The sequence below is a fragment of the Pantoea sp. KPR_PJ genome (assembly GCF_041386365.1).
GTDB lineage: Bacteria > Pseudomonadota > Gammaproteobacteria > Enterobacterales > Enterobacteriaceae > Pantoea.
This window is the reverse complement of sequence record NZ_JABMIK010000001.1, coordinates 18,142-38,880: the sequence shown is the minus strand read 5'-3', so window position 1 is coordinate 38,880 and position 20,739 is coordinate 18,142. Positions and strand designations below refer to the sequence as shown.

The 20,739-nt window shown below is 59.2% G+C and carries 22 protein-coding genes and 1 riboswitch; of the genes, 6 read left to right on the top strand and 16 right to left on the bottom strand.

From position 1 onward, the window contains the following. Window positions 1-15: 15 nt before the first annotated feature. Window positions 16-723 (bottom strand): Bax inhibitor-1 family protein, encoded by a 708-nt coding sequence (locus HP564_RS00200; RefSeq protein ID WP_371239062.1) that lies wholly within the window; start codon window positions 721-723, stop codon window positions 16-18. A 92-nt stretch (window positions 724-815) separates the two neighbouring features. After that, window positions 816-1,910: a DUF1615 domain-containing protein gene (locus HP564_RS00195; protein ID WP_371239060.1), complete on the bottom strand. Its 1,095-nt coding sequence runs from the start codon at window positions 1,908-1,910 to the stop codon at window positions 816-818. A gap of 149 nt (window positions 1,911-2,059) precedes the next feature. Between HP564_RS00195 and HP564_RS00190 the strand changes: the two genes are divergently transcribed. Then, complete coding sequence (locus tag HP564_RS00190) at window positions 2,060-2,845, top strand: OBAP family protein (RefSeq protein WP_371239058.1); 786 nt, start codon at window positions 2,060-2,062, stop codon at window positions 2,843-2,845. Here HP564_RS00190 and moaE read toward each other — a convergent pair. The 5 genes from moaE to moaA form a co-directional block, all read right to left on the bottom strand. Then, window positions 2,842-3,294, bottom strand: coding sequence for a molybdopterin synthase catalytic subunit MoaE (gene moaE / locus HP564_RS00185; protein WP_371239056.1), 453 nt, complete (start codon window positions 3,292-3,294; stop codon window positions 2,842-2,844). The genes HP564_RS00190 and moaE overlap by 4 nt on opposite strands. Window position 3,295: 1 nt before the next feature. Beyond that, on the bottom strand, window positions 3,296-3,541 hold the full coding sequence (moaD, locus tag HP564_RS00180; RefSeq protein WP_371239054.1) for a molybdopterin synthase sulfur carrier subunit: 246 nt from the start codon (window positions 3,539-3,541) through the stop codon (window positions 3,296-3,298). Further along, window positions 3,534-4,016, bottom strand: a complete 483-nt coding sequence (gene moaC / locus HP564_RS00175) for a cyclic pyranopterin monophosphate synthase MoaC (protein WP_371239052.1) — start codon at window positions 4,014-4,016, stop codon at window positions 3,534-3,536. The genes moaD and moaC overlap by 8 nt, the downstream gene beginning before the upstream one ends. Before the next feature lie 3 nt (window positions 4,017-4,019). Then, on the bottom strand, window positions 4,020-4,535 hold the full coding sequence (moaB, locus tag HP564_RS00170) for a molybdenum cofactor biosynthesis protein B (protein WP_371239050.1): 516 nt from the start codon (window positions 4,533-4,535) through the stop codon (window positions 4,020-4,022). A gap of 15 nt (window positions 4,536-4,550) precedes the next feature. Next, complete coding sequence (moaA, locus tag HP564_RS00165; RefSeq protein WP_371240597.1) at window positions 4,551-5,540, bottom strand: GTP 3',8-cyclase MoaA; 990 nt, start codon at window positions 5,538-5,540, stop codon at window positions 4,551-4,553. Next, window positions 5,527-5,662: riboswitch (molybdenum cofactor riboswitch) on the bottom strand. Its footprint overlaps the gene before it by 14 nt. A 177-nt stretch (window positions 5,663-5,839) precedes the next feature. On the opposite strand from moaA, the gene yvcK reads away from it, so the two are divergent. Further along, window positions 5,840-6,745, top strand: coding sequence for a uridine diphosphate-N-acetylglucosamine-binding protein YvcK (gene yvcK, locus HP564_RS00160; RefSeq protein WP_371239048.1), 906 nt, complete (start codon window positions 5,840-5,842; stop codon window positions 6,743-6,745). A 4-nt stretch (window positions 6,746-6,749) separates the two neighbouring features. On the opposite strand, the gene uvrB is transcribed toward yvcK, so the two are convergent. After that, the gene (uvrB, locus tag HP564_RS00155) at window positions 6,750-8,771 is read right to left on the bottom strand and encodes an excinuclease ABC subunit UvrB (protein WP_371239046.1); all 2,022 of its coding nucleotides are present in this window, start codon (window positions 8,769-8,771) and stop codon (window positions 6,750-6,752) included. 881 nt (window positions 8,772-9,652) lie between these two features. On the opposite strand from uvrB, the gene HP564_RS00150 reads away from it, so the two are divergent. Then, window positions 9,653-10,375 carry an ABC transporter ATP-binding protein gene (locus HP564_RS00150; RefSeq protein WP_371239044.1) on the top strand — a complete coding sequence of 241 codons (723 nt, stop codon included), beginning with the start codon at window positions 9,653-9,655 and terminating at the stop codon, window positions 10,373-10,375. Window positions 10,376-10,433: 58 nt separating this feature from the next. On the opposite strand, the gene bioD is transcribed toward HP564_RS00150, so the two are convergent. Genes bioD through bioB form a run of 4 tightly spaced genes read right to left on the bottom strand, consistent with a single transcriptional unit; the run spans window position 10,434 to window position 14,008 of the window. Then, window positions 10,434-11,102: a dethiobiotin synthase gene (gene bioD, locus HP564_RS00145; protein ID WP_371239042.1), complete on the bottom strand. Its 669-nt coding sequence runs from the start codon at window positions 11,100-11,102 to the stop codon at window positions 10,434-10,436. After that, entirely contained in the window at window positions 11,099-11,854 is a 756-nt protein-coding gene (bioC, locus tag HP564_RS00140; protein ID WP_371239040.1) for a malonyl-ACP O-methyltransferase BioC, read from the bottom strand. Before bioC ends, bioD begins: the two co-directional genes overlap by 4 nt. Continuing rightward, on the bottom strand, window positions 11,838-12,977 hold the full coding sequence (locus HP564_RS00135) for an 8-amino-7-oxononanoate synthase (protein WP_371239038.1): 1,140 nt from the start codon (window positions 12,975-12,977) through the stop codon (window positions 11,838-11,840). Before HP564_RS00135 ends, bioC begins: the two co-directional genes overlap by 17 nt. After that, window positions 12,977-14,008, bottom strand: a complete 1,032-nt coding sequence (gene bioB / locus HP564_RS00130) for a biotin synthase BioB (RefSeq protein WP_371239036.1) — start codon at window positions 14,006-14,008, stop codon at window positions 12,977-12,979. The genes HP564_RS00135 and bioB overlap by 1 nt, the downstream gene beginning before the upstream one ends. An 87-nt stretch (window positions 14,009-14,095) precedes the next feature. On the opposite strand from bioB, the gene bioA reads away from it, so the two are divergent. Beyond that, window positions 14,096-15,388, top strand: coding sequence for an adenosylmethionine--8-amino-7-oxononanoate transaminase (gene bioA, locus HP564_RS00125; protein WP_371239034.1), 1,293 nt, complete (start codon window positions 14,096-14,098; stop codon window positions 15,386-15,388). 95 nt (window positions 15,389-15,483) lie between these two features. Beyond that, entirely contained in the window at window positions 15,484-15,960 is a 477-nt protein-coding gene (locus HP564_RS00120) for a kinase inhibitor (protein WP_371239032.1), read from the top strand. Between the two features lie 247 nt (window positions 15,961-16,207). Here the strand turns inward: HP564_RS00120 and pgl are convergent, their stop codons facing one another. Further along, on the bottom strand, window positions 16,208-17,206 hold the full coding sequence (gene pgl, locus HP564_RS00115) for a 6-phosphogluconolactonase (protein ID WP_371239030.1): 999 nt from the start codon (window positions 17,204-17,206) through the stop codon (window positions 16,208-16,210). Window positions 17,207-17,365: 159 nt separating this feature from the next. On the opposite strand from pgl, the gene HP564_RS00110 reads away from it, so the two are divergent. Then, window positions 17,366-18,184, top strand: coding sequence for a pyridoxal phosphatase (locus HP564_RS00110; protein ID WP_371239028.1), 819 nt, complete (start codon window positions 17,366-17,368; stop codon window positions 18,182-18,184). Here HP564_RS00110 and modC read toward each other — a convergent pair whose 3' ends face one another. The 3 genes from modC to modA are packed head-to-tail and all read right to left on the bottom strand — an operon-like array spanning window position 18,185 to window position 20,702. Then, window positions 18,185-19,243 carry a molybdenum ABC transporter ATP-binding protein ModC gene (modC, locus tag HP564_RS00105; protein WP_371239026.1) on the bottom strand — a complete coding sequence of 353 codons (1,059 nt, stop codon included), beginning with the start codon at window positions 19,241-19,243 and terminating at the stop codon, window positions 18,185-18,187. It abuts the gene before it with no gap. After that, window positions 19,237-19,932 carry a molybdate ABC transporter permease subunit gene (gene modB, locus HP564_RS00100; RefSeq protein WP_371239024.1) on the bottom strand — a complete coding sequence of 232 codons (696 nt, stop codon included), beginning with the start codon at window positions 19,930-19,932 and terminating at the stop codon, window positions 19,237-19,239. The genes modC and modB overlap by 7 nt, the downstream gene beginning before the upstream one ends. Next, entirely contained in the window at window positions 19,929-20,702 is a 774-nt protein-coding gene (gene modA, locus HP564_RS00095; RefSeq protein WP_371239022.1) for a molybdate ABC transporter substrate-binding protein, read from the bottom strand. The genes modB and modA overlap by 4 nt, the downstream gene beginning before the upstream one ends. Window positions 20,703-20,739: the final 37 nt, after the last annotated feature.

The window sequence follows — 20,739 nt, the reverse complement described above, 5'->3', positions numbered from 1 at the left end:
ATGGGGCGACTCAGGTTAGCGGCGGTTGCCAAAAATACGCAGCAGCATCAGGAACAGGTTAATAAAGTCCAGGTAGAGCTTTAGCGCGCCCATAATGGAGTAGCGGCGCAGCGATTCGCGATCGCGCACGTCGATCTGCTCGCCAGTCTGGCGCAGCTGCTGGGTGTCATAGGCGGTCAGCCCCACAAATACCACCACGCCAATATAGGTAATGGCCCACATCAGCGCCGGGCTTTTCAGCCAGAAGTTCACCAGCGACGCCAGCAGAATGCCGATCAGCGCCATAAACAGCAGGCTACCAAAGCGGCTCAGATCGCGTTTGGTGGTATAGCCATAGACGCTCATCACCCCAAACATCCCCGCCGTGATAAAGAAAGTGCTGGCAATAGAGGTGGCGGTATAGGCGATGAAAATGCTGGACATCGTTAGTCCGGTCAGCACGGAGTAGAGCATAAACAGCGCCGTGGCTACTGCGCCGCTGAGACGGTTAACCAGACCAGACAAGATAAAGACCACCGCCAGCTGCGCAATGATCAGACCAAAAAAGGTGACGCGACTGGAAAAAATAAAGAACATAATGCGTTCATCATTGGCCGCGTACCATGAGACAAAAGCGGTCAGCAGCAGCCCGCAGGTCATCCAGCCATAGACCTGCGCCATAAAGGTTTGCAACCCGCTGGCGGCGGGTTGCACCAGGGAGTCATTACGTGGATATCGATCCATGATGCACCTCATGTTGGTGAAAAGGTGTCGGAAACCCGACGGATATGCCTAAGTGTGGCACAGGCTAATCGAACTGCATCAAAACCGATAGCCTAGCGGCGCGATAAGCACTGCTGGTAACGGCTGTCGACGCGCTGGGCAAACCAGGCGGTGGTCAGGTTACGCGTAATTTTCGGGCTTTCCAGCTTAATACCGGGCAGCATCTCACGCGGCAGCGGCCGGCCGGCCATTTTATCTGCCAGTGCAAACACCTGCTTCCACAGCGTGCTGTCGCTGAAGCTTGCCTGCTCCCCTTTCTCTAAATCGCGGCGGATTGCGCTATTGCTCATATCAATCTGCTTCGCCAGCGTCCGCACCGCCAGCTCGGTTGAGCCCGCTTTGTCTGAACCATACAGAATCAGATCGCCATCCAGCGCCAGCTTCATTCCGGTCGCGCGCGCAACGGCCGCCTGAAAAGCCGCGTTGCGGCTGGCGTACCAGCCTGCGTTAAAATCGGCAAAGCGGTAGATCGGCTTACTGTAGTCCGCCGGGTAGCCGAGCAGATGCATGATGCCAAAGTACATGCCGCCGTGACGGGTAAAGACTTCGCGCCGGATCGACCCGTCTACCGGCCACGGATAGCCACTGGCGTGCGCTTCGGCAAAGCTGATGCTGACCTGCATCGGGCCGCCGGTGTGGATCGGGTTTAGATTGCCGAACAGCTTCTGTCCCATCGGCACCATATCAATAAAATCGTCAAAGATGGCGCTGAGCTCTTTTTCGCTGCGCACTTTGTCGAGCCGCGCCGCATAGCTTTCCCCGTTAGATGACTTAATCATCAGCGCAGTGCGCACTAAGAAGGCGGGCACATGCACGCTGGCGGCACGGCGATCAATTTCTGCCCAGGCGATTTTCGGCAAGCCCGGTACGGCTGCCTCTGCGCTAAAGTTAGACTCCTGATCCGCAACGGCGATAGCCGCACAGAGATGCGTGACGCTGGGGTCAATCTGCTGCGTGCGAAACGCGGTGTAAATATCGGTGGCCCAGCCCGCCTTATCGCTGACGTGCGCGGGCAGCAGGCGCTGTATCTGCGCCTTGACGTCCTGGGGCTGGCGCACCGGCGCTTCGGGTGTTTTTTTGCTGCTACACCCCGCCAGTACCAGCACGGCGAGCAGCGACAGACGCTTGAGGGAACCTGAACGTGACATACCTGTCCTTGTAAGAAAATAAACCCCTACCTTAGCATCGACGCGCCAGCGTGCCATCAGACAGGACGTAAATTTGCTGCTTACCGCCGCGCTTGCTTATCGGGTGTTCTCAGCCAGGCTCAGATTTTCTCGCGTAAAAGGAAACAGTGATGCAAAAACGCTGGACCGGGGCCGTCATTGCCCTCTTGCTGAGCGGCTGTGGCGCCAATAATACCCCTGCTCAGGTCGCCTCACCGGGCGCGCCCACCTCCGCCAAAATGAAAACCCTCGCTGCGGGTGCGGATCTGTTGCAGTCGCGTCCGCCCATTGAGGCTATCAACACCTACCTTGACGGTTTCCATTTTTATAACGGCGATCGTAATGGCCAGATGGAGGCGCATCACTATGTGACCATCCTTAACGACGATGTAATGCAGGCGGTGATTTACGACGGTAATACCAAAGACGCCCGACTGATGGGTGTGGAGTACATTATCAGCGCGCGGCTTTATCAGACGCTGCCTGCAGAAGAGAAGAAGCTGTGGCACAGCCACGATTATGAGGTGAAGTCAGGCACGCTGATTGCGCCAGGCCTGCCGCAGGCAGCTGAGCATGCGCTGATGGCACGCATCGTGAATACCTACGGTAAAACCTGGCACACCTGGCATACCGACCGCGACAAAACGCTGCCCATCGGTATTCCGGCGCTGATGATGGGCTTTACCGCCGACGGCCAGATGGACAAGCGGCTGTTGGCCGATCGCGATAAACGCTTTGAGGTCGACAGCCACCAGATTCGAGCCTCGCGTGCAGATATTGTCGCGCAGCCGGTGCTGCCCGGGGCAAATGCCTGGCAGCACGGCGAGGTGATCCAGTTAAAACGCGTCTCAGGCGGCGGCGAGCATGCTCATGGCCAGACCGATTTTGGCGCGGCGGAGCAGCTCAGCAAGCCTTAATCCCAGCGCTGTGCGGCCTGATGGTCGCTCTCGCGCGCGTCTACCCAGCGGTCGCCCTGCGCGGTCGCCTCGCGCTTCCAGAAAGGGGCGCGGGTTTTAAGGTAGTCCATAATAAACTCCGCAGCGGCAAAGGCGCTGCTGCGGTGCGCGCTGGTGACGCCCACAAAAACGATCTCATCACCGGGAAACAGCTCACCGGTGCGATGGATTACGCTGATGCGCTGCAACGGCCAGCGGCGGCGCGCCTCATCGACAATCTCCTGCAACGCTTTTTCCGTCATGCCCGGATAGTGTTCCAGCGTGAGCGCCGCCACGCTGTCACCCAGATTATGGTTGCGCACCTTACCGGTAAAGGTGACAACAGCCCCGTCAGCCTCTGAGAGGGAGAGCCAGGCGTATTCGTCGGCCATGCTGAAGGGTTGCGCACCGACGCGAATATGTGTTGCCATCTTAGCCTCCGGTTACCGGCGGAAAAAAGGCCACCTCATCGCCCGCCTTGAGAGGGTGCGACATCGGCACCAGCGTCTGATTGACGGCAGCCAGCAGCTTGCCAGAATCGAGCGCCAGCGCCCAGCACTCGCCCTTTTGCGTCAGCGCGTGACGCAGTGAGGCTACATCGCTGAATTCAGCAGGCATTTCCAGCGCGCTGGTGCCGACCAGCTCACGCACCTGCGCAAAAAAGAGTACGTTAATCATGGTTCACCGCCTGAAAATCACCCGATTTCCCCCCGCTTTTACTCAACAACCGCAGCTGGTCAATCACAATGTCTTTTTGTACCGCTTTACACATGTCGTAAATGGTCAGCGCCGCCACCGAGGCAGCGGTCAGCGCCTCCATCTCTACGCCTGTCTTGCCGCTAAGACGGCACAGCGACGTGATGCGCACGCGCTGGTGTTCCGGCTCGGCGACCAGGTTGACCTCGACTTTGCTCAGCATGAGCGGATGGCAGAGTGGGATCAGCTCCCAGGTGCGCTTGGCGGCCTGAATACCGGCAATGCGCGCCGTAGCAAAAACGTCGCCTTTGTGATGGCTGCCGTCAACAATCATCTGTAGCGTGTCGGCATGCATCAGCACCAGCGCTTCCGCGCGGGCCTCACGTACCGTTTCCGCTTTGGCCGAGACGTCGACCATGTGGGCTTCGCCCGCGGCATTAATATGGGTCAGTTGCATGGCTTACAGCTTCTTCAGGTGTGAAACGAAATTACAGGGTGCAGTGCGGGCGTCGATCTGCTCAGCAATAATGCGCGTCCAGGCGCTCTCACAGGCACGGGTTGAGCCCGGCACGGCGAAAATCAACGTACCATTGGCCATCCCGGCAACGGCGCGCGACTGGAGCGTCGAGCCGCCGATATCCTCATAAGAAAACATGCGGAACAGCTCGCCAAAGCCGGCGATCTCGCGGTCAAACAGCGGCTGAAGCGCTTCTGGCGTGCTGTTTTTTACATTGAAGCCGGTGCCGCCGTTCACTACGACCACCTGCACATCGGTGCTGGCGATCCAGCGCGACACGATGGCGCGGATGCGATAGCGATCTTCGCCGACAATGGCGTGATCGACGACCCTGTGCCCGGCTTCGCTCGCCGCCGCACGCAGGTAATCACCGGAGGTGTCGCTGCTGGCGTCGTGCCGATCGGAAACGGTCAGCACCGCCAGGTTTACCGGAATAAATTCATCCGTAGATTTGCCCATAATTCGCTCCTGGGATTAACCGCCAATGAAGGAAAGGTTCTGCGTAATACCGGTATTGCCCTGATGCAGAAAGTGCGTCTGCTTCTTCTCGCCAAGGCTGTGGGCAATGCGCGCCTGTAACGCCGCCTGCTGACTGTCGGAAACCAGCAGATCGCGCAGCGGTACCCCGCTGTCGCCAAACAGGCAAAGATGCAAATTACCCTGCGCTGAGACACGAAGACGGTTGCAACTGGCGCAGAAGTCACGCGAATAGGGCATAATCAGGCCGATCTCGCCGACGTAGTCAGGATGGTAAAAGACCTGCGCCGGGCCATCGCTACGGCCGCGCTCGCGACGCTGCCAGCCTTGTGCCACCAGACGGTCGCGGATCACCGCGCCAGAGACATGCTGCTGGCGGAACAGCTCACCGCCCTCGCCCGTCTCCATCAGCTCAATAAAGCGCAGCTGTATGGGGCGCGTGCGGATCCAGTCAAGAAAGGTTTGCAGGCTGTTGCTGTTGAGATCGCGCATCAAAACGCTGTTGACTTTGACCTGCCGGAAGCCAGCTTCAAAGGCCGCATCAATGCCCGCCATAACCTGATGAAACTTGTCCTGTCCGGTGATGGCGTGGAACTGGCGCGCATCCAGGCTGTCTACGCTGACGTTTAAAGCGGTAAGGCCCGCGTCGCGCCAGGCAGCAACGTCGCGCGCCAGCCGGTAGCCATTGGTGGTTACCGCTATCTGGCGGATAGCGTGGTTTTCACGCACGGCGGCGATAATATCGGTAAAATCGCGACGCAGCGACGGCTCGCCACCGGTCAGGCGCACCTTTTCGGTGCCCGCCGCGGCGAAAGCGCGCGTGACGCGTCGAATCTCATCGAGCGAGAGAAAGCTTTTGTTGCGAATGCCCTGCGGTTTATAGCCGTCAGGCAGACAGTAAGTGCAGCGGAAGTTACAGACATCCGTCACCGAGAGACGCAGGTAATAGAACCGACGTGCAAATGCATCAGTAAATTGTGACACCAGAACACCTTTTCCAAATACGGGAGATGCAGGCATTTCTTTCTGCACCCTGGCAGCGCGTCGGCTGCGGCCTGAATCCCCTATCGTTTGACTTAGGTATTCAGGCTTGAGTGTATGTCGTCCACATGGGCGACAGGGTGGATAAATGGTAGCGCGATTTTCAGCAACCATCATTAAATAATTTCGCTGTATATATTGATACATAACGAATTTTCGCCGCAATTTCGCGGCATTACGGTTAACATAACCCGCGGCATAGCGACGCAAAAGCGGTAAGTTAACAGCGGGTGTAAAGAGGAAATATGAACCGAACTTTGGCAGACCTCGATCGCGTAGTGGCACTGGGCGGCGGCCACGGGCTGGGACGCGTGATGTCGGCACTTTCGCCGCTGGGTTCACGTCTGACCGGTATTGTTACCACCACCGACAACGGCGGATCCACCGGGCGCATACGCCGCTCGGAAGGCGGTATCGCCTGGGGCGATATGCGCAACTGTATCAATCAGCTCATTACCGAGCCGAGCGTCGCTTCGGCCATGTTTGAATATCGCTTTGCGGGTAACGGCGAGCTTGCCGGGCATAACCTGGGTAACCTGATGCTCAAAGCGCTCGATCATCTGAGCGTGCGGCCGCTGGAAGCGATCAATATTATCCGCAACCTGCTCAAGGTAGATGCCTTTCTTATCCCGATGTCGGAGCAGCCGGTCGATCTCGTGGCTTTAGACCGCGAGGGCAATATGGTTTACGGCGAGACTGACATCGACGCCATGAAGCAGCCGCCGCAGGAGCTGATGCTGCATCCTAACGTGACGCCCACGCGCGAGGCGCTGGATGCTGTCGCCGAAGCGGATCTGATCCTGATTGGGCCTGGGAGTTTTTATACCAGCCTGATGCCCGCCCTGCTCATGGAAGAGATGGCGCGCGCGCTGCGCCGCACGCCCGCCACGATGGTCTTCATCGGCAACCTGGGCCGCGAACTGAGCCCGGCCGCCGCCAGCCTGACGGTGGCAGATAAGCTGATAATGATGGAGAAATATATTGGCAAGCGAGTGATTGACGCGGTAGTGGTCAGTCCGGCAGCCGATACCTCCGGGGTGGAGAACCGCCTGATCGTGCGCGAACCGCTGGAGGCCGCCGATATTCCCTATCGTCACGACCGCCAGCTGCTGCGCGTAGCGCTGGAACACGCCATTCAGCGCTTCAGCTAAGCCGCTACGAGGCGGCGATAAAAAGTTCGCGCAGCTGATGCAGCTGGTCGCGCACGCTGGCCGCCTCTTCAAACTCCAGGTTTTGCGCGTGCTGCTGCATCTGCGTTTCCAGCTCGTGAATTTTTTTCTGCAGTGCCTGCGGGCTGAGTGCCATATAGCTCGCCTCCGCCTCGGCCGCGCTACGGCTGGTCGCTTTAGCCTTGCCGCGCGTTTTCACCACGTTCTGGCCCAGCTCAAGAATATCGGTAATCTTCTTGTTGAGGCCCTGTGGCACAATGCCTTTTTCCTGGTTATACCTCTCCTGCTTCTCGCGACGGCGCTCGGTTTCTTCAATGGCGCGCGCCATGGAGTTCGTGATCTTGTCAGCATAGAGGATTGCCTTGCCGTTGACGTTACGCGCCGCGCGACCAATGGTCTGGATCAGCGACCGTTCGGAGCGCAGGAAGCCTTCCTTATCCGCATCCAGAATGGCCACCAGTGACACTTCCGGCATATCCAGCCCTTCTCGCAGCAGGTTGATCCCCACCAGCACGTCAAACTCGCCGAGACGCAGATCGCGGATAATCTCCATACGCTCCACGGTATCAATGTCTGAGTGCAGATAGCGCACCTTCTCGCCATGCTCTTCCAGGTATTCGGTAAGATCTTCTGCCATACGTTTGGTCAGCGTGGTAACCAGCACGCGCTCGTTGATCGCCACGCGCTTGCGGATCTCCGACAGCAGATCGTCGACCTGCGTCGCCACCGGTCGCACTTCCAGCAGCGGATCGAGCAGCCCGGTTGGGCGCACGACCTGATCGATCACCTCGCCGCCCGATTTTTCCAGCTCGTAGTTGCCCGGCGTCGCGGAGACATAAATGGTTTGCGGTGCCAGCGCTTCAAACTCTTCAAACCGCAGCGGACGGTTATCCAGCGCAGAAGGCAGACGGAAGCCGTACTCCACCAGCGTCTCTTTACGCGCCCGGTCACCTTTGTACATGCCGCCAATTTGCGGGATGGTGACGTGGGATTCATCGACGATTAACAGCCCGTCAGCGGGCAGGTAGTCGAACAGCGTCGGCGGCGGCATGCCCGGTCCTCGTCCGGAAAGATAACGCGAATAGTTTTCGATGCCCGAGCAGTAGCCCAGCTCATTCATCATCTCAAGATCGAACTGGGTGCGCTGCGTCAGGCGCTGCTCCTCCAGCAGCTTGTTGTTCTCCAGCAGCACCTTGCGGCGATCTGCCAGCTCAAGCTTGATCTCCTCCATCGCCTGCACAATGCGCTCGCGTGGCGTCACGTAGTGCGTTTTGGGATAGATGGTATAGCGCGGCACGGTAGAGACAATCTGTCCGGTGAGGGGATCGAACAGCGACAGCCGCTCGACTTCCTCGTCGAACAGTTCGACGCGCAGCGCAATATCTTCCGATTCTGCCGGGAAGATATCGATCACCTCGCCACGCACGCGGAAGGTGCCGCGCTGGAACGCCTGGTCATTGCGCGCATACTGTAGCTCCGCCAGGCGACGCAAAATGCTGCGCTGATCGATAATCATGCCACGCGTCAGGTGCAGCATCATTTTCAGATAGAGGTCAGGATCGCCCAGACCGTAAATAGCGGAAACCGAAGCCACCACAATCACGTCGCGGCGCTCAAGCAGGGCTTTTGTCGCCGAAAGTCGCATCTGCTCGATATGCTCATTCACCGAAGCATCTTTTTCGATAAAGGTATCGGAGCTGGGCACATAGGCTTCAGGCTGATAGTAGTCGTAGTAAGAGACAAAGAACTCGACCGCGTTATCTGGAAAGAACTCTTTCATCTCACCATAAAGCTGCGCCGCCAGCGTTTTGTTGGGAGCCAGCACCATCGCAGGCCGGTTGAGGTCAGCAATGACGTTGGCAACGGTAAAGGTCTTGCCGGAACCGGTTACGCCAAGCAGCGTCTGATGGGCAAGGCCATCCTCCAGCCCCTCTTCGAGACGACGGATCGCCTCAGGCTGATCGCCGGAGGGTTTGAAGGCGGAATTTAGTTTAAAGACTTTACTCATGACTTGCGGTTCCTGCTGAAGAATGCGGCGGCTAGCCGAGTCATTTTACTCTGCCGTGGCGATTTTGCCAGAAAATAATACTGGATAAATGACCAGTAGCGCGGCACATCAGGGGGCTAAAGCCGCGTCGCGCTTAGGCTGCCATAACAGCGCGATAACATTTTTTTTGTTGCGCAAGGTTATCCCCAGCCGAAGCGGATTTATAACATTTGTCAAGAGCGCGTCATTAAATTTCAGGCTGATGACACGGCGGAAAAATCTCAGGCTTGTTTTTTAATAACTCGCTGTTTAATAAGAAAATATATAAAAAGCCCAGTTTCTCAGCATTATGTAACCAGGCCCCGTATTTCCTCGTCTGCGCTCTGTTTTCATTGTCTAATGCACAAGGTTATCCACAGGAATAGTGGATAACTACCGACAGCCCTTTCACCATCAGCTGTGCATAATTTTTTGTCGTTAAACTATTTGCGTCAAAAAATTTTTTTTCGGCATAAATTCCTGCCAGAAAGCGTACCCCTGGCTATGCTTCTTCAGCGAACTGCTGAATTTTCCTCCAGCCGTGACCACTGTCCAGACCAGCCATAATTCAATGGACTGCCTTCTTGCAGCACAGTTGCACCACCAGCGTTAAGCATCTGGCACCGTGAAAGTGCACTACGCTGATTACCTCCGGCAATTGTTAAATGATTTTTACCATTAGCTGAGAAAATAGAGCTTCATGCGTCTTTTCTGGCGTAAACCTAATTCTGGCCCAGGAATTGCAGGTTTCACCAGGAAGCTGTTCACAGGGCGACAATCGCGCTACCGCCACCGTTGAAGACTTGTTTGCCAGACGTCTAAGAGCGGAAGCATTCAGGCAAAATCTGTAAGAGGAGAGTCAGATGCTGAGTTTACGTTCGGTGAATCAGTTTTATGGCCAGAACCATATTCTGTGGGATGTGGATCTTGATCTGCCGCCGGGCACCTGCACGGGGGTGCTGGGCCGTCCAGGCATGGGCAAAACGACGCTGGTCAACTGCATTATGGGGCGCCTGCCCGTTAACAGCGGGTCCATGACGTGGCAGGAGGATGGCTCACCGCCGCGCGATTTGCTGCTTCAGCCTGCTGAACAGCGCGCACGCATGGGCATCGGCTATGTGCCGCAGGGACGACATATTTTTTCGCAGATGAGCGTAGAGGATAACCTGCTGATCGCGCTACTGGCAGGCAGCGGCCAGAGTGACAAACCGCACGTTATCCCGGAGATGGTTTTTGACCTTTTTCCCGCGCTTTATTCTCTGCGGCAGCAGCGCAGCGGTGAGCTGCCCGTTGACCAGCAGCAGCAGCTGGCGCTGGCACGCGCGCTGGTGCTGCACCCCAGACTGCTGATACTGGATGAGCCCACGGATGGGATGTCACCCTGGCTGGAGGAGGAGATGGGCAACCTTATCCGTCGCCTCAATCTTGACTACGGTCTGACGATTCTGCTGCTGGAGCAGCGTGTGTCGCTGATCCGTCGCGTCGCGGACTATTTTTTGCTGCTGCATCGCGGCCGCAATGTCGCGCAGGGACGTGTGGCGCAGCTGGACGATCTCACCGTCAACAAATGGCTGACGGTGAGCTGAACGCTGACGCGGCAGCGATGCGGCTGCCGTTTCTGCCGTTTTGTGTCTGAGCCGGTCACTAACGCGGCAGCGTCAGAAAACGCCCACACGCTGCCTGCTCTGCGGCATCTGACAGCCAGGGGATCTCCCCGAGCAACGGCGCGGGGATGCGCTGTTTCAGCGTCTCCATATAGGCCTGGTGACGTTTGCCCGGCGGCTCTATGTCGTTGGCGATCCAGCCCGCGAGCCGCAGGCCGCGCGCCAGCACCGCATCGGCGGTCAGCATCGCGTGGTTGATGCAGCCCAGCTTTACGCCAACCACCAGAATCACCGGCAGCTGCTCCTGAGTGACCCAGTCTGCATAGGTTTGCGTCTCCGACAGCGGGGTATACCAGCCGCCAGCGCCCTCCACCAGCAGCCACTCCGCCTGCGCCTCTAGCGCGCGCAGTCCCTGCGACAGCACCTCAAAGGTAATGGGCCTGCCCTCTTCCGCGCTGACAATGTGGGGCGAGGTCGGCTCTAAAAATGCCAGCGGATTGACCTGCTCATAACGCAGCGCGAGGCTGCTGTAGCGCTGCAACGCCAGCGCATCGCTGTTGCGGATGCCTTCTGCCGTCAGTTCGCAGCCAGAGGCAACTGGCTTATAGCCTGCGGTGCGATAACCCGCCGCGTTCGCAGCCTGTAGCAGCGCCCCGCTGGCAACGGTTTTGCCGACCTCGGTATCGGTGCCGGTTATAAACCATTTCATTGTTGTGTTACTCCATAAAGCAGTTGATAGGTCAAACGGTAGCCCTGGGCATCGCGCGGCCACAGCGCCTCCAGCCGCGCCAGCCGCTGTCGCGTCAGCGGCGCGCCGTTACGCCCCTGGTGCAGATGGGTTGCGCCAATCCCTTTCAGCGAGCGCATTGCGCTTAGCGCGCTGGGAAAATGCATGACCAGCGTCTGACGGCGGAAACTCAGATTCAGCCCCTCTGCCGCCGCACGCACCTGTGACCCGGTTAAGAAGTGGTTGGCGTGCTCGCCCTCTCCCAGCGGTCGCCAGGCGTCATGCACCTCCTGCAACGATCCCGCCAGCAGCGTCGAGAAGAGCATCACGCCGTTGGGACGCAGCACGCGGGCAAACTGCTGCAGTGCAGTGCGCAGATCGCTGCTCCACTGCACTGCCAGATTGCTCCACACCCGATCAACGCTCTGGCTCGCTAACGGCAGCGCGTCGATATCTCCCGCCAGATAGCTGTGTGCCGCCGCCTGGCGGCGCGCCTGTTGCAACATTTCGGGTGAGAGATCGAGCGCCACCACGCGCAGGCCGCGCTGCTGCCAGAGGCGGCTGTACCAGCCGGTGCCGCAGCCCGCATCCAGCAGATCGCCACTTGCGCTGGCCGGCGCCAGCGCCAGCAGCGTATCGCCGCTGCGGCGCTGCAGCTCGGCATGCTGTTCATAGTGGCCCGCCGCACGACCAAACGCGCGCGCGACGGCCTGTTTGTTAACCGGCAGCGTCATGCAATGCCTCCAGCAGATGGTCAATATCCTCCGCCTGATGAGCGGCGGTCAGGGTGATCCGTAGCCGTGCCGTTCCCGGCGGCACCGTCGGCGGGCGAATGGCGCTCACCCAGCATCCCGCCTGCGCCAGCCGCTGTGACAGCGCCAGCGCCGTGCCGTTTTCGCCAACGATCAGCGGCTGAATGGCGCTTTCTGAGGGCATCAGTTTCCAGGGCAAGGCCGCGGCACCCGCACGGAAGCGCTGGATGTTGGCGCGCAGGCGCTGTCGCAGTGCGTCACCCCGCTGAACCTCATGCAACGCCGCCAGCAGCGCGCTCGCCTGGGCAGGCGGCATCGCCGTCGAGTAGATCAGGTGACGGGAAAACTGCAGAAAATAGTCAGCGGTGGCGTCATCGCACAGCAGCGCCGCGCCGCTGACGCCAAAAGCTTTGCCAAAGGTGATCACCAGCAGTTCGGGCTTGATACCCTGCTGCCAGCAGCTGCCGCGCCCCTGTTCGCCAGTGACGCCAATGCCGTGTGCATCATCCACCATCAGCCAGCCGCCTGCATGGCGCGTGGCGGCTGCGATAGCGGCCAGCGGTGCGCTGTCACCATCCATGCTGAAAACGCCTTCGGTGATCACCAGGGTGGCACCGTCGCAGGGCATCATCAGCCGCTGTGTCAGGCTCGCCGCATCGTTATGCAGAAAGCGGCGCAGCGTAGCGGGCATATGGCTGGCAGCGTCAAGCAGTGAAGCATGTGCCAGCCTGTCAGCAATCAGCCGGTCGTGCTTTTGCGCCAGCAGATGCACCACGGCCTGGTTGGCGGCAAAGCCCGAGATAAACAGTAACGCGCGCGAATAACCGAGCCAGCTGGCGAGTGCCGTTTCCAGCTCCGCATGGCAGCGGCTGTAGCCCGTTACGTGGCCTGACGCGCCCGCGCCCGGCGCCCCCTGGTGCCAGCCTGCCCTCACTGCCGGATGCTGGCTCAGGCCAAGATAATCGTTGCTGGAGAAGTGGCGATACATTTTGCCATCGACCTCTAGCGTGCGGGTATCGTTGCGCGTCACCAGGCGGCGCAGACGCCAGCCGTCAGCGGCACGGCGCGCATCCAGCGCCTGCGCCATACGTGTGGAAAAATTCATCACACCGCCGCGTTATAGAACCGATCCGTATCGGCATTGAACAGCTGTTCGCTCAGCTGCTGCTGCTGTTCGTTATCGCCGTGTGCGGTCTGGGTATGCTCAGGATTAAGGCCCAGCTTGCGGAACAGCAGCAGGTCTTTATCCTCTTCGGGATTTGGGGTGGTAAGCAGCTTGCAGCCGTAGAAAATGGAGTTCGCGCCCGCCATAAAGCACATCGCCTGGGTCTGCTCACTCATCTGCTCACGCCCTGCCGACAGGCGAACGTGCGAGGTCGGCATCATAATGCGCGCGACGGCAATGGTGCGGATAAAGTCGAACGGCTCGACATCATCGTTATCCGCCAGCGGCGTGCCCTTAACCTTGACCAGCATGTTGATCGGCACGCTCTCCGGTGGTGTCGGCAGGTTTGCCAGCTGCACCAGTAAGCCAGCGCGGTCACTGACGGTTTCCCCCAGCCCGACGATGCCGCCCGAGCAGACTTTGATCCCGGCGTCGCGCACTTTGCCCAGCGTATCCAGCCGCTCCTGGTAGGAGCGCGTAGTGATAATGCTGCCGTAAAATTCCGGTGAGGTATCGAGGTTGTGGTTGTAAAAATCGAGGCCCGCCCCCGCCAGACGCTGCGCCTGGTCATTGCTCAGGGTGCCCAGCGTCATGCAGGTTTCCATTCCCAGCGCCTTCACGCCCTGTACCATCTGCTCAAGGTAGGGCATATCGCGGTCATGGGGATTTTTCCATGCCGCGCCCATGCAAAAACGGCTCGATCCCGCGGCTTTAGCCTTGCGCGCCGATGCCAGCACCTCCTGAACCTCCATCAGCCGCTCAGACTCCAGTCCCGTTTTATAACGCGCGCTTTGCGGACAGTATTTGCAGTCCTCCGGGCAGGCACCGGTTTTGATCGACAACAGCGTACTGACCTGTACCTGGCGTGGGTCGAAATGTTGACGGTGCACCTGCTGCGCCTCGAACATCAGCTCAAGAAAGGGTTTATCGAACAGTGCCTGTGCCTGCGCCAGCGTCCAGTGTTGTGCCATTACGTACTCCAAAAAAGGGGTGTTATCCCGACAGGTATCGGGGTTATACTTGTAAACTAAATCTTTTTATTTTGGTTTACAATACCGATGTTCTCTCCTCACGACGCCGAGTTTGACCGCCACCATATCTGGCACCCCTATACCTCAATGCGCGATCCCCTGCCCTGCTATCCGGTGGTCGCCGCGCAGGGTATTCATCTGCAACTGGCCGACGGTCGCGAGCTGGTAGACGGCATGTCTTCCTGGTGGGCGGCGATTCACGGTTACAACCATCCGCGCCTTAACCAGGCGCTGCAGGAGCAGATGGCGCAGATGTCGCACGTCATGTTTGGCGGCATTACTCATCCTGCGGCGGTGGCGCTCTGTCGCCAGCTGGTCGCCATGACGCCCGCCGCGCTGGAGTGCGTGTTTCTCGCCGACTCGGGCTCGGTGGCGGTAGAAGTGGCCATGAAGATGGCGATGCAGTACTGGCTGGGGCGCGGCGAGGTGCGCCAGCAGTTCCTGACGCTGCAGCGCGGCTACCATGGCGATACCTTTGCGGCTATGTCGGTGTGCGATCCTGAGAATTCCATGCACAGCCTGTGGCGCGGCTATCTGCCAGTGCACCATTTCGCCGCTGCGCCGCAGTGCGCATTTGACGACGTCTGGCAGGAGCAGGATGCAGAGGACTTTGTGCGTCTGATTGAGCAGCATCACCCGCAGCTGGCGGCGGTGATCCTTGAGCCGATCGTGCAGGGCGCGGGCGGTATGCGCTTCTACCATCCCCGCTATCTGCAACGGGTGCGCGAGTGCTGCGATCGCTATGGCGTTCTGCTGATTGCCGATGAGATCGCCACCGGCTTTGGCCGCACCGGTAAGCTGTTTGCCTGCGAGCATGCTGGGGTCACGCCAGATATTCTCTGCGTCGGCAAGGCGCTGACCGGCGGCGTGATGACGCTGGCGGCCACCCTCACCACGCGCCATGTAGCGGATACCATCAGCGACAGTCCGGCAGGCTGCTTTATGCATGGCCCCACCTTCATGGGCAACCCGCTGGCGTGCGCCGCAGCGGTGGCAAGCCTCGCTCTGCTTAACGAGGGCCACTGGCCGCAGCAGGTGGCGCGCATTGAGCAGCAGCTGCGCGATGAACTGCTGCCGCTGCGCACCTCACCGCAGGTCGCACAGGTGCGGGTACTGGGTGCCATTGGCGTCGTCGAGACGCACCATCCGGTAAATATGGCCGCGCTACAGCGCTTTTTTGTCGAGCATGGCGTCTGGATCCGTCCCTTTGGCCGCCTGATCTACCTGATGCCGCCCTATATCATTTCGGCAGACGCCCTGCGCCAGCTGACGCAGGCTATTGCCGAGGCGTTGAATGCTGAGGCGCATTTTATCGTCTGATGTCTGATTTGCGGCTAACCGCTGGAAGAATCAGCTTTTTTGGATAAGATGGAAAGTGTTCGTCGTGAACAAATCCAGACAACTCAGGAGAGAAGATGCGCGTTTACAGCAATGATTTTAAAGACGGCGATAAGATGCCGCAGCGCCAGGTATTTAACGGTATGGGCTACCAGGGCGATAACATCTCTCCACATCTGGCGTGGGACGATGCACCACAGGGCACGAAAAGTTTTGTTGTTACCTGTTTCGATCCCGATGCGCCAACTGGCTCCGGCTGGTGGCACTGGGTGGTGGTGAATATTCCCGCCAGCACTCAGCTGCTGGAGCAAGGCGCAGGCTCAGGTCTCGCCATGCTGCCTCAGGGCGCGCTGCAGACGCGTACTGATTTCGGTAAAGCCGGTTACGGTGGCGCAGCACCACCGCAGGGCGAAAGCCATCGCTATATTTTTACCGTGCATGCGCTGGATGTTGAAGCGCTTGAGGTGGATGCCGATGCGAGCGGGGCCATGGTTGGCTTTAACGTCCATTTCCATGCGCTGGCGAGCGCCAGCATTACGGTTACCTATTCCTGACCGGCAGTCACTGCGGCACGCCAGCAGCGGTGCCGCAATCGTCGCGCTGAGCGGCGGCGAGCTCGCCTTCTCACGCCTTTTCCCTCGGACAGCAAACTCTGCCGCTCTTTTCTGGCAGCGCCTGTCTGAGTCCGCATGAGCTCAGGTGACGTCCGGCCAGCATCCCCCTGGCGGGCGCCCGGGATCCTGGCCTGGGCCACAGGCGACCAGGCGCGGGTCGCCGCCGCCTGAGACCCTGTTTCCTGCGTTAATTCAGCTGATGGATCACGACCCACATCGGTCCCTGACCGACCGCATAGCGCGCCAGCGGCGTCAGCAGCCCCTGCGGCTCATCGATACGGTAGACCTCGATATGATGGGATTTCTGCCCTGCCGCCACCAGATAGCGGCCGCTGTGGTCGATATTGAAGCCGCGCGGCTGGCTCTCAGTCGGCTGATAGCCCTCAATGGTTAACAGGCCACCATCTTCGCTGACGCTGAAAACGGTCAGCGTGCTGCTGGTGCGGTCGCAGGCGTAAAGAAAACGGCCATCCGGCGTCAGATGAATATCTGCCGCCCAGCGCGTTTCGTTAAAGCCCGGCGGCATCATGTCCAGCGACTGCACGCGCTCAACCTGACCGTGCGCATTGTTCAGCGCCCAGACATCCACGGTGCTGTCCAGCTCATTGACGCAGTAGGCATAACTGCCGTTGGGATGGAACGCCATATGGCGCGGACCGGCACCTTCCACCGTGGTGACCTGTGCCTGATCGCGCGGTGTTAGCCTGCCGTCATCGCTGAGCGCATAGAGGCAGATACGATCCTGCTTCAGCGCCGGCACGAACAGCGTCTGGTTGGCGTTATCAATATTGGCCGAGTGGCAGCCATCCAGCTCGCGGATCACCTGCGTGGGAGCCTGCGGCAATCCGTTCTCGCCGATCGGACTGATGCTGACGCAGGCGTCATTATAGGAGCCGCAAAACAGATAGTTGCCGTGACGATCGGTGGAAATGTGGGTCGGACTGCCCGGCAGCGGCGCTTCGCCCGCCTCGCTCAGGGTGCCGTCTGCCGCGATGCGAAACGCCAGCACGCGAAAGTTTGGGCGTACACCAACGTAGAGAAAATCTTTCTTCGGACTGACCACCATCGGCTGAACCTGACCAGAGACATCCGTCACCTGCAACAGCGACAGTGCGCCCTCTTCATCCAGCCGCCACGCGTGAATTTGCTGGCTCTCGGGACTGGCGGTATAAACGACTTGTTTCATGCATTCTCCTTGTTCGCAGCCTGTCAGTTTTATCTGTGAGGCTCACTGTAGCCTGTTTTGCTACGGCGCGCCGGAATCATTTGTGCCCTGCTTTTTGTCTCAGGGCCGCGCCCCGGTGTAGACTCGATGGCTCTTTAACACCTTAAGACGGAATGAGTCATGAGCTATCGCGTAATCGCCCTCGATCTGGACGGCACACTGCTGACGCCCGCTAAAACCATCCTGCCTCAGTCGATCGAGGCGCTGAAGCGCGCTCGTCAGGCTGGCATCAAGGTAGCTATCGTTACTGGCCGTCACCACTGTGCCATTCATCCTTTTTATCAGGCGCTGGAGCTGGATACACCCGCAATCTGCTGCAACGGCACCTACTTGTATGATTACCAGGCAAAAAAGGTGCTCGCTTCCGACCCGCTGGATAAGGCGCAGGCGCTGCGCGTCATCGAGATGCTGGATGCGCAGGGTATTCATGGCCTGCTCTACGTCGATGACGCCATGCTCTATCAAACGCCAACAGGACACGTTACGCGCACGCTGAAGTGGGCCGAATCGCTGCCGCCGCACCAGCGTCCGCAGTTTATTCAGGTGCCTGACCTGGCGCAGGCAGCACGCAACGCAACCTCCATCTGGAAATTTGCGCTGTCGCATGAAAACACCGCCGAGCTGCAACAGTTTGCCGAACGTGTGGAAGCCGAGCTGGGGCTGGCGTGCGAATGGTCATGGCACGATCAGGTCGATATTGCCCAGCGCGGCAACAGCAAGGGCAAGCGGCTGGCAGAGTGGGTAGCCTCGCTGGGTCTCAGTATGGAGGAGGTGATCGCCTTCGGCGACAACTATAACGATCTCAGCATGCTGGAGGCCGTCGGACTCGGTGTGGCAATGGGCAACGCCGACGAGGCGATCAAAGCGCGCGCGCGGCAGGTTATCGGCACCAATCTGGAACCCGGCATTGCCAGACTCATCGAACAGCATCTACTGTAATCAGGCGGTAACCGATACGCTTTTAATCTGGGCATAGAGCCACTGATCTGGCCGAATGCCCAGTTCATCCCGTGCCCAGGGCGAAATACGCGCCCAGAGCTGGCTGGTGCCAATGCGCAGCTGCACCTCAATCTGATCGCCTACCTCAAGCAGCTCTGTCACCTGCGCCGGCAGAATATTGCGTATTGAGCTGTGCTGCGGCGGCTGTAGCGCCAGCGACACATCTGCCGAGGCAATGCGGATGCGCAGCGGCGTTTTGACGGGAGCCTGAACCCGACTGACCCAGATATGCTGGTCGCCGAGCGACAGCGCGCTCATCGGGTAGTCGGGATGATGTTCCAGCACCTGCACGCGCAATACGCTGGTCAAATCATTTAGTGGCAGCCAGGGGCGCATTGCGCGGCTGCCCCAGACGGTCTCCAGCGGGCCAACGGCTTTTACGCTGCCGCGATCGAGTACCAGCACGTTTTCTGCCAGCTGCAAAATTTCATCAAGGCTGTGCGTGACGTAGAGCACCGGGATCGCAACCTGCTTCGCCAGCTTTTCCAGATAGGGCATTAGCTCACGCTTGCGCGGCAGGTCAAGCGACGCCAGCGGCTCATCCATCAACAGGATATCGGGCGCGCTCAGCAGCGCCCGGCCAATAGCGACGCGCTGTTTTTCCCCGCCCGAGAGCGACAGCGGAAAACGATCCAGCAGCGTCTCCAGGCCCAGCAGCGCCACCAGCGTGTCAAACTGCCCTTTCATGGTGGATGACATGCCGTAATGCAGATTGCCGCGTACGCGATAGTGCGGAAACAGGCGCGCATCCTGAAAAACGTAGCCGACGCGCCGCTTTTCCGGCGGCAGGTTGATGCCCTGCGCCACGTCAAGCAGCAGCCGATCGTTAAGCGCAATGGTGCCGTGCTGCGGCTGCGTCAGTCCGGCGATGGCATTAATCAGCGAGGTTTTACCCGCACCGGAAACGCCAAACACGGCCGTGATGCCCCTGGCCGGAAGCCGGGTATCGATCTCAAGCTGGTGATCGCCCAGCCGTTGTGAAAAGTTAAGTGTCAGCATGCGCTGCCCATCCTTTTGCGGCCCCAGCGCGCCAGCCATTCAGAGATCAACAGGGAGAGCAGCGCCAGCACAATGGCAATGATACAGAGCCGCGCCGCCGCCCCTTCTGCACCCGGTGTCTCAATCAGGGTAAACATTGCCAGCGGCAGCGTGCGTGTCTCGTCCGGAATATTGGAAACAAAGGTAATGGTTGCACCAAACTCGCCCAGCGAGCGGGCAAAGGCCAGTACGGTTCCGACAATAATGCCGGGTAGCGTGAGCGGCAGGGTAATGGTGAAAAACACGCGCCAGCGGCCTGCGCCAAGCGTGCGCGCCGCCTGCTCGAGGCGCGGATCGACCGCTTCCAGTGCCAGCCGGATAGCGCGCACCATCAGTGGAAAGGCGATGACGGCCGACGCCAGCGCTGCGCCGCGCCAGCTAAAGGCGAAGCTGAAGCCAAACCAGTCGTAAAGATACTGGCCGATGACGCCGCGTCGCCCCAGGCCCACCAGCAGCAAATAGCCCACCACCACGGGGGGTAATACCAGCGGCAGGTGGATAATACCGTCGAGCAGCGATTTGCCTGGAAAGCGGCAGCGCACCAGAATCCAGGCCATAAGAATGCCAAACGGCAGGCTAAACAGCACGGCCATGCTGGAGACTTTCAGGCTAAGCATTACCGCCTGCCATTCGGGATCGCTGAATATCATGCTTTCGGGGAGAATCCGTACTGTTTGAACACGGCAGCCGCTTTCGGCCCTTTCAGGTAATCATAAAACGCCTTAACGGTGGCGTTGTCCTGCGCTTTTACTATCGCCATCGGGTATTCCACGGGCTTATGACTGGAGGCCGGAAAGGTGCCCACCACCTGCACTTTAGTGCTGGCAACCGCATCAGAGCCATAGACGATACCGTAAGGCGTCTCGTTGCGCTCCACCAGCGCCAGCGCCGCGCGGACATTGTTGGCACGCGCTAACAGCGGCGAAACACGCTCCCAGGCCCCCAGTTTTTGTAGCGCCTCCTGAGCATAGATCCCGGCCGGAACATGGTCTGGATCCCCTACAGCCAGACGCTCGCCATTGAGCAGGCTTTTCCAGTCGGTCTGTGCATTGAGGGCAACCGGCTTTGCACTGTCGCTGCGCGGTGCAACCAGTACCAGCTCGTTGCCGAGCAAGGTAACGCGCGTTGCCACCTCGATGCTTTTTTTCGCCATCGCATCATCCATCCACTGCTGATCCGCAGAGATAAAGAGATCGGCAGGCGCGCCCTGCTCAATCTGCCGCGCCAGCGTAGAGGAGGAGGCAAATGAGGAGACCACCTCAACGTTGGTCTCTTTCTTATACCGGACGGCAATTTCCTGGAGCGCATTGGTCAGCGACGCGGCGGCAAACACCGTCACCTTTTCAGCCGCTACCGCCTGTCCGGTCAGCATGATACTCAGCGCAGCGGCGATACCCCAACGGGATGAGAGTCGTAACATGGTTTTCTCCTGTTTTACGTTGTATAGGCGATACTAC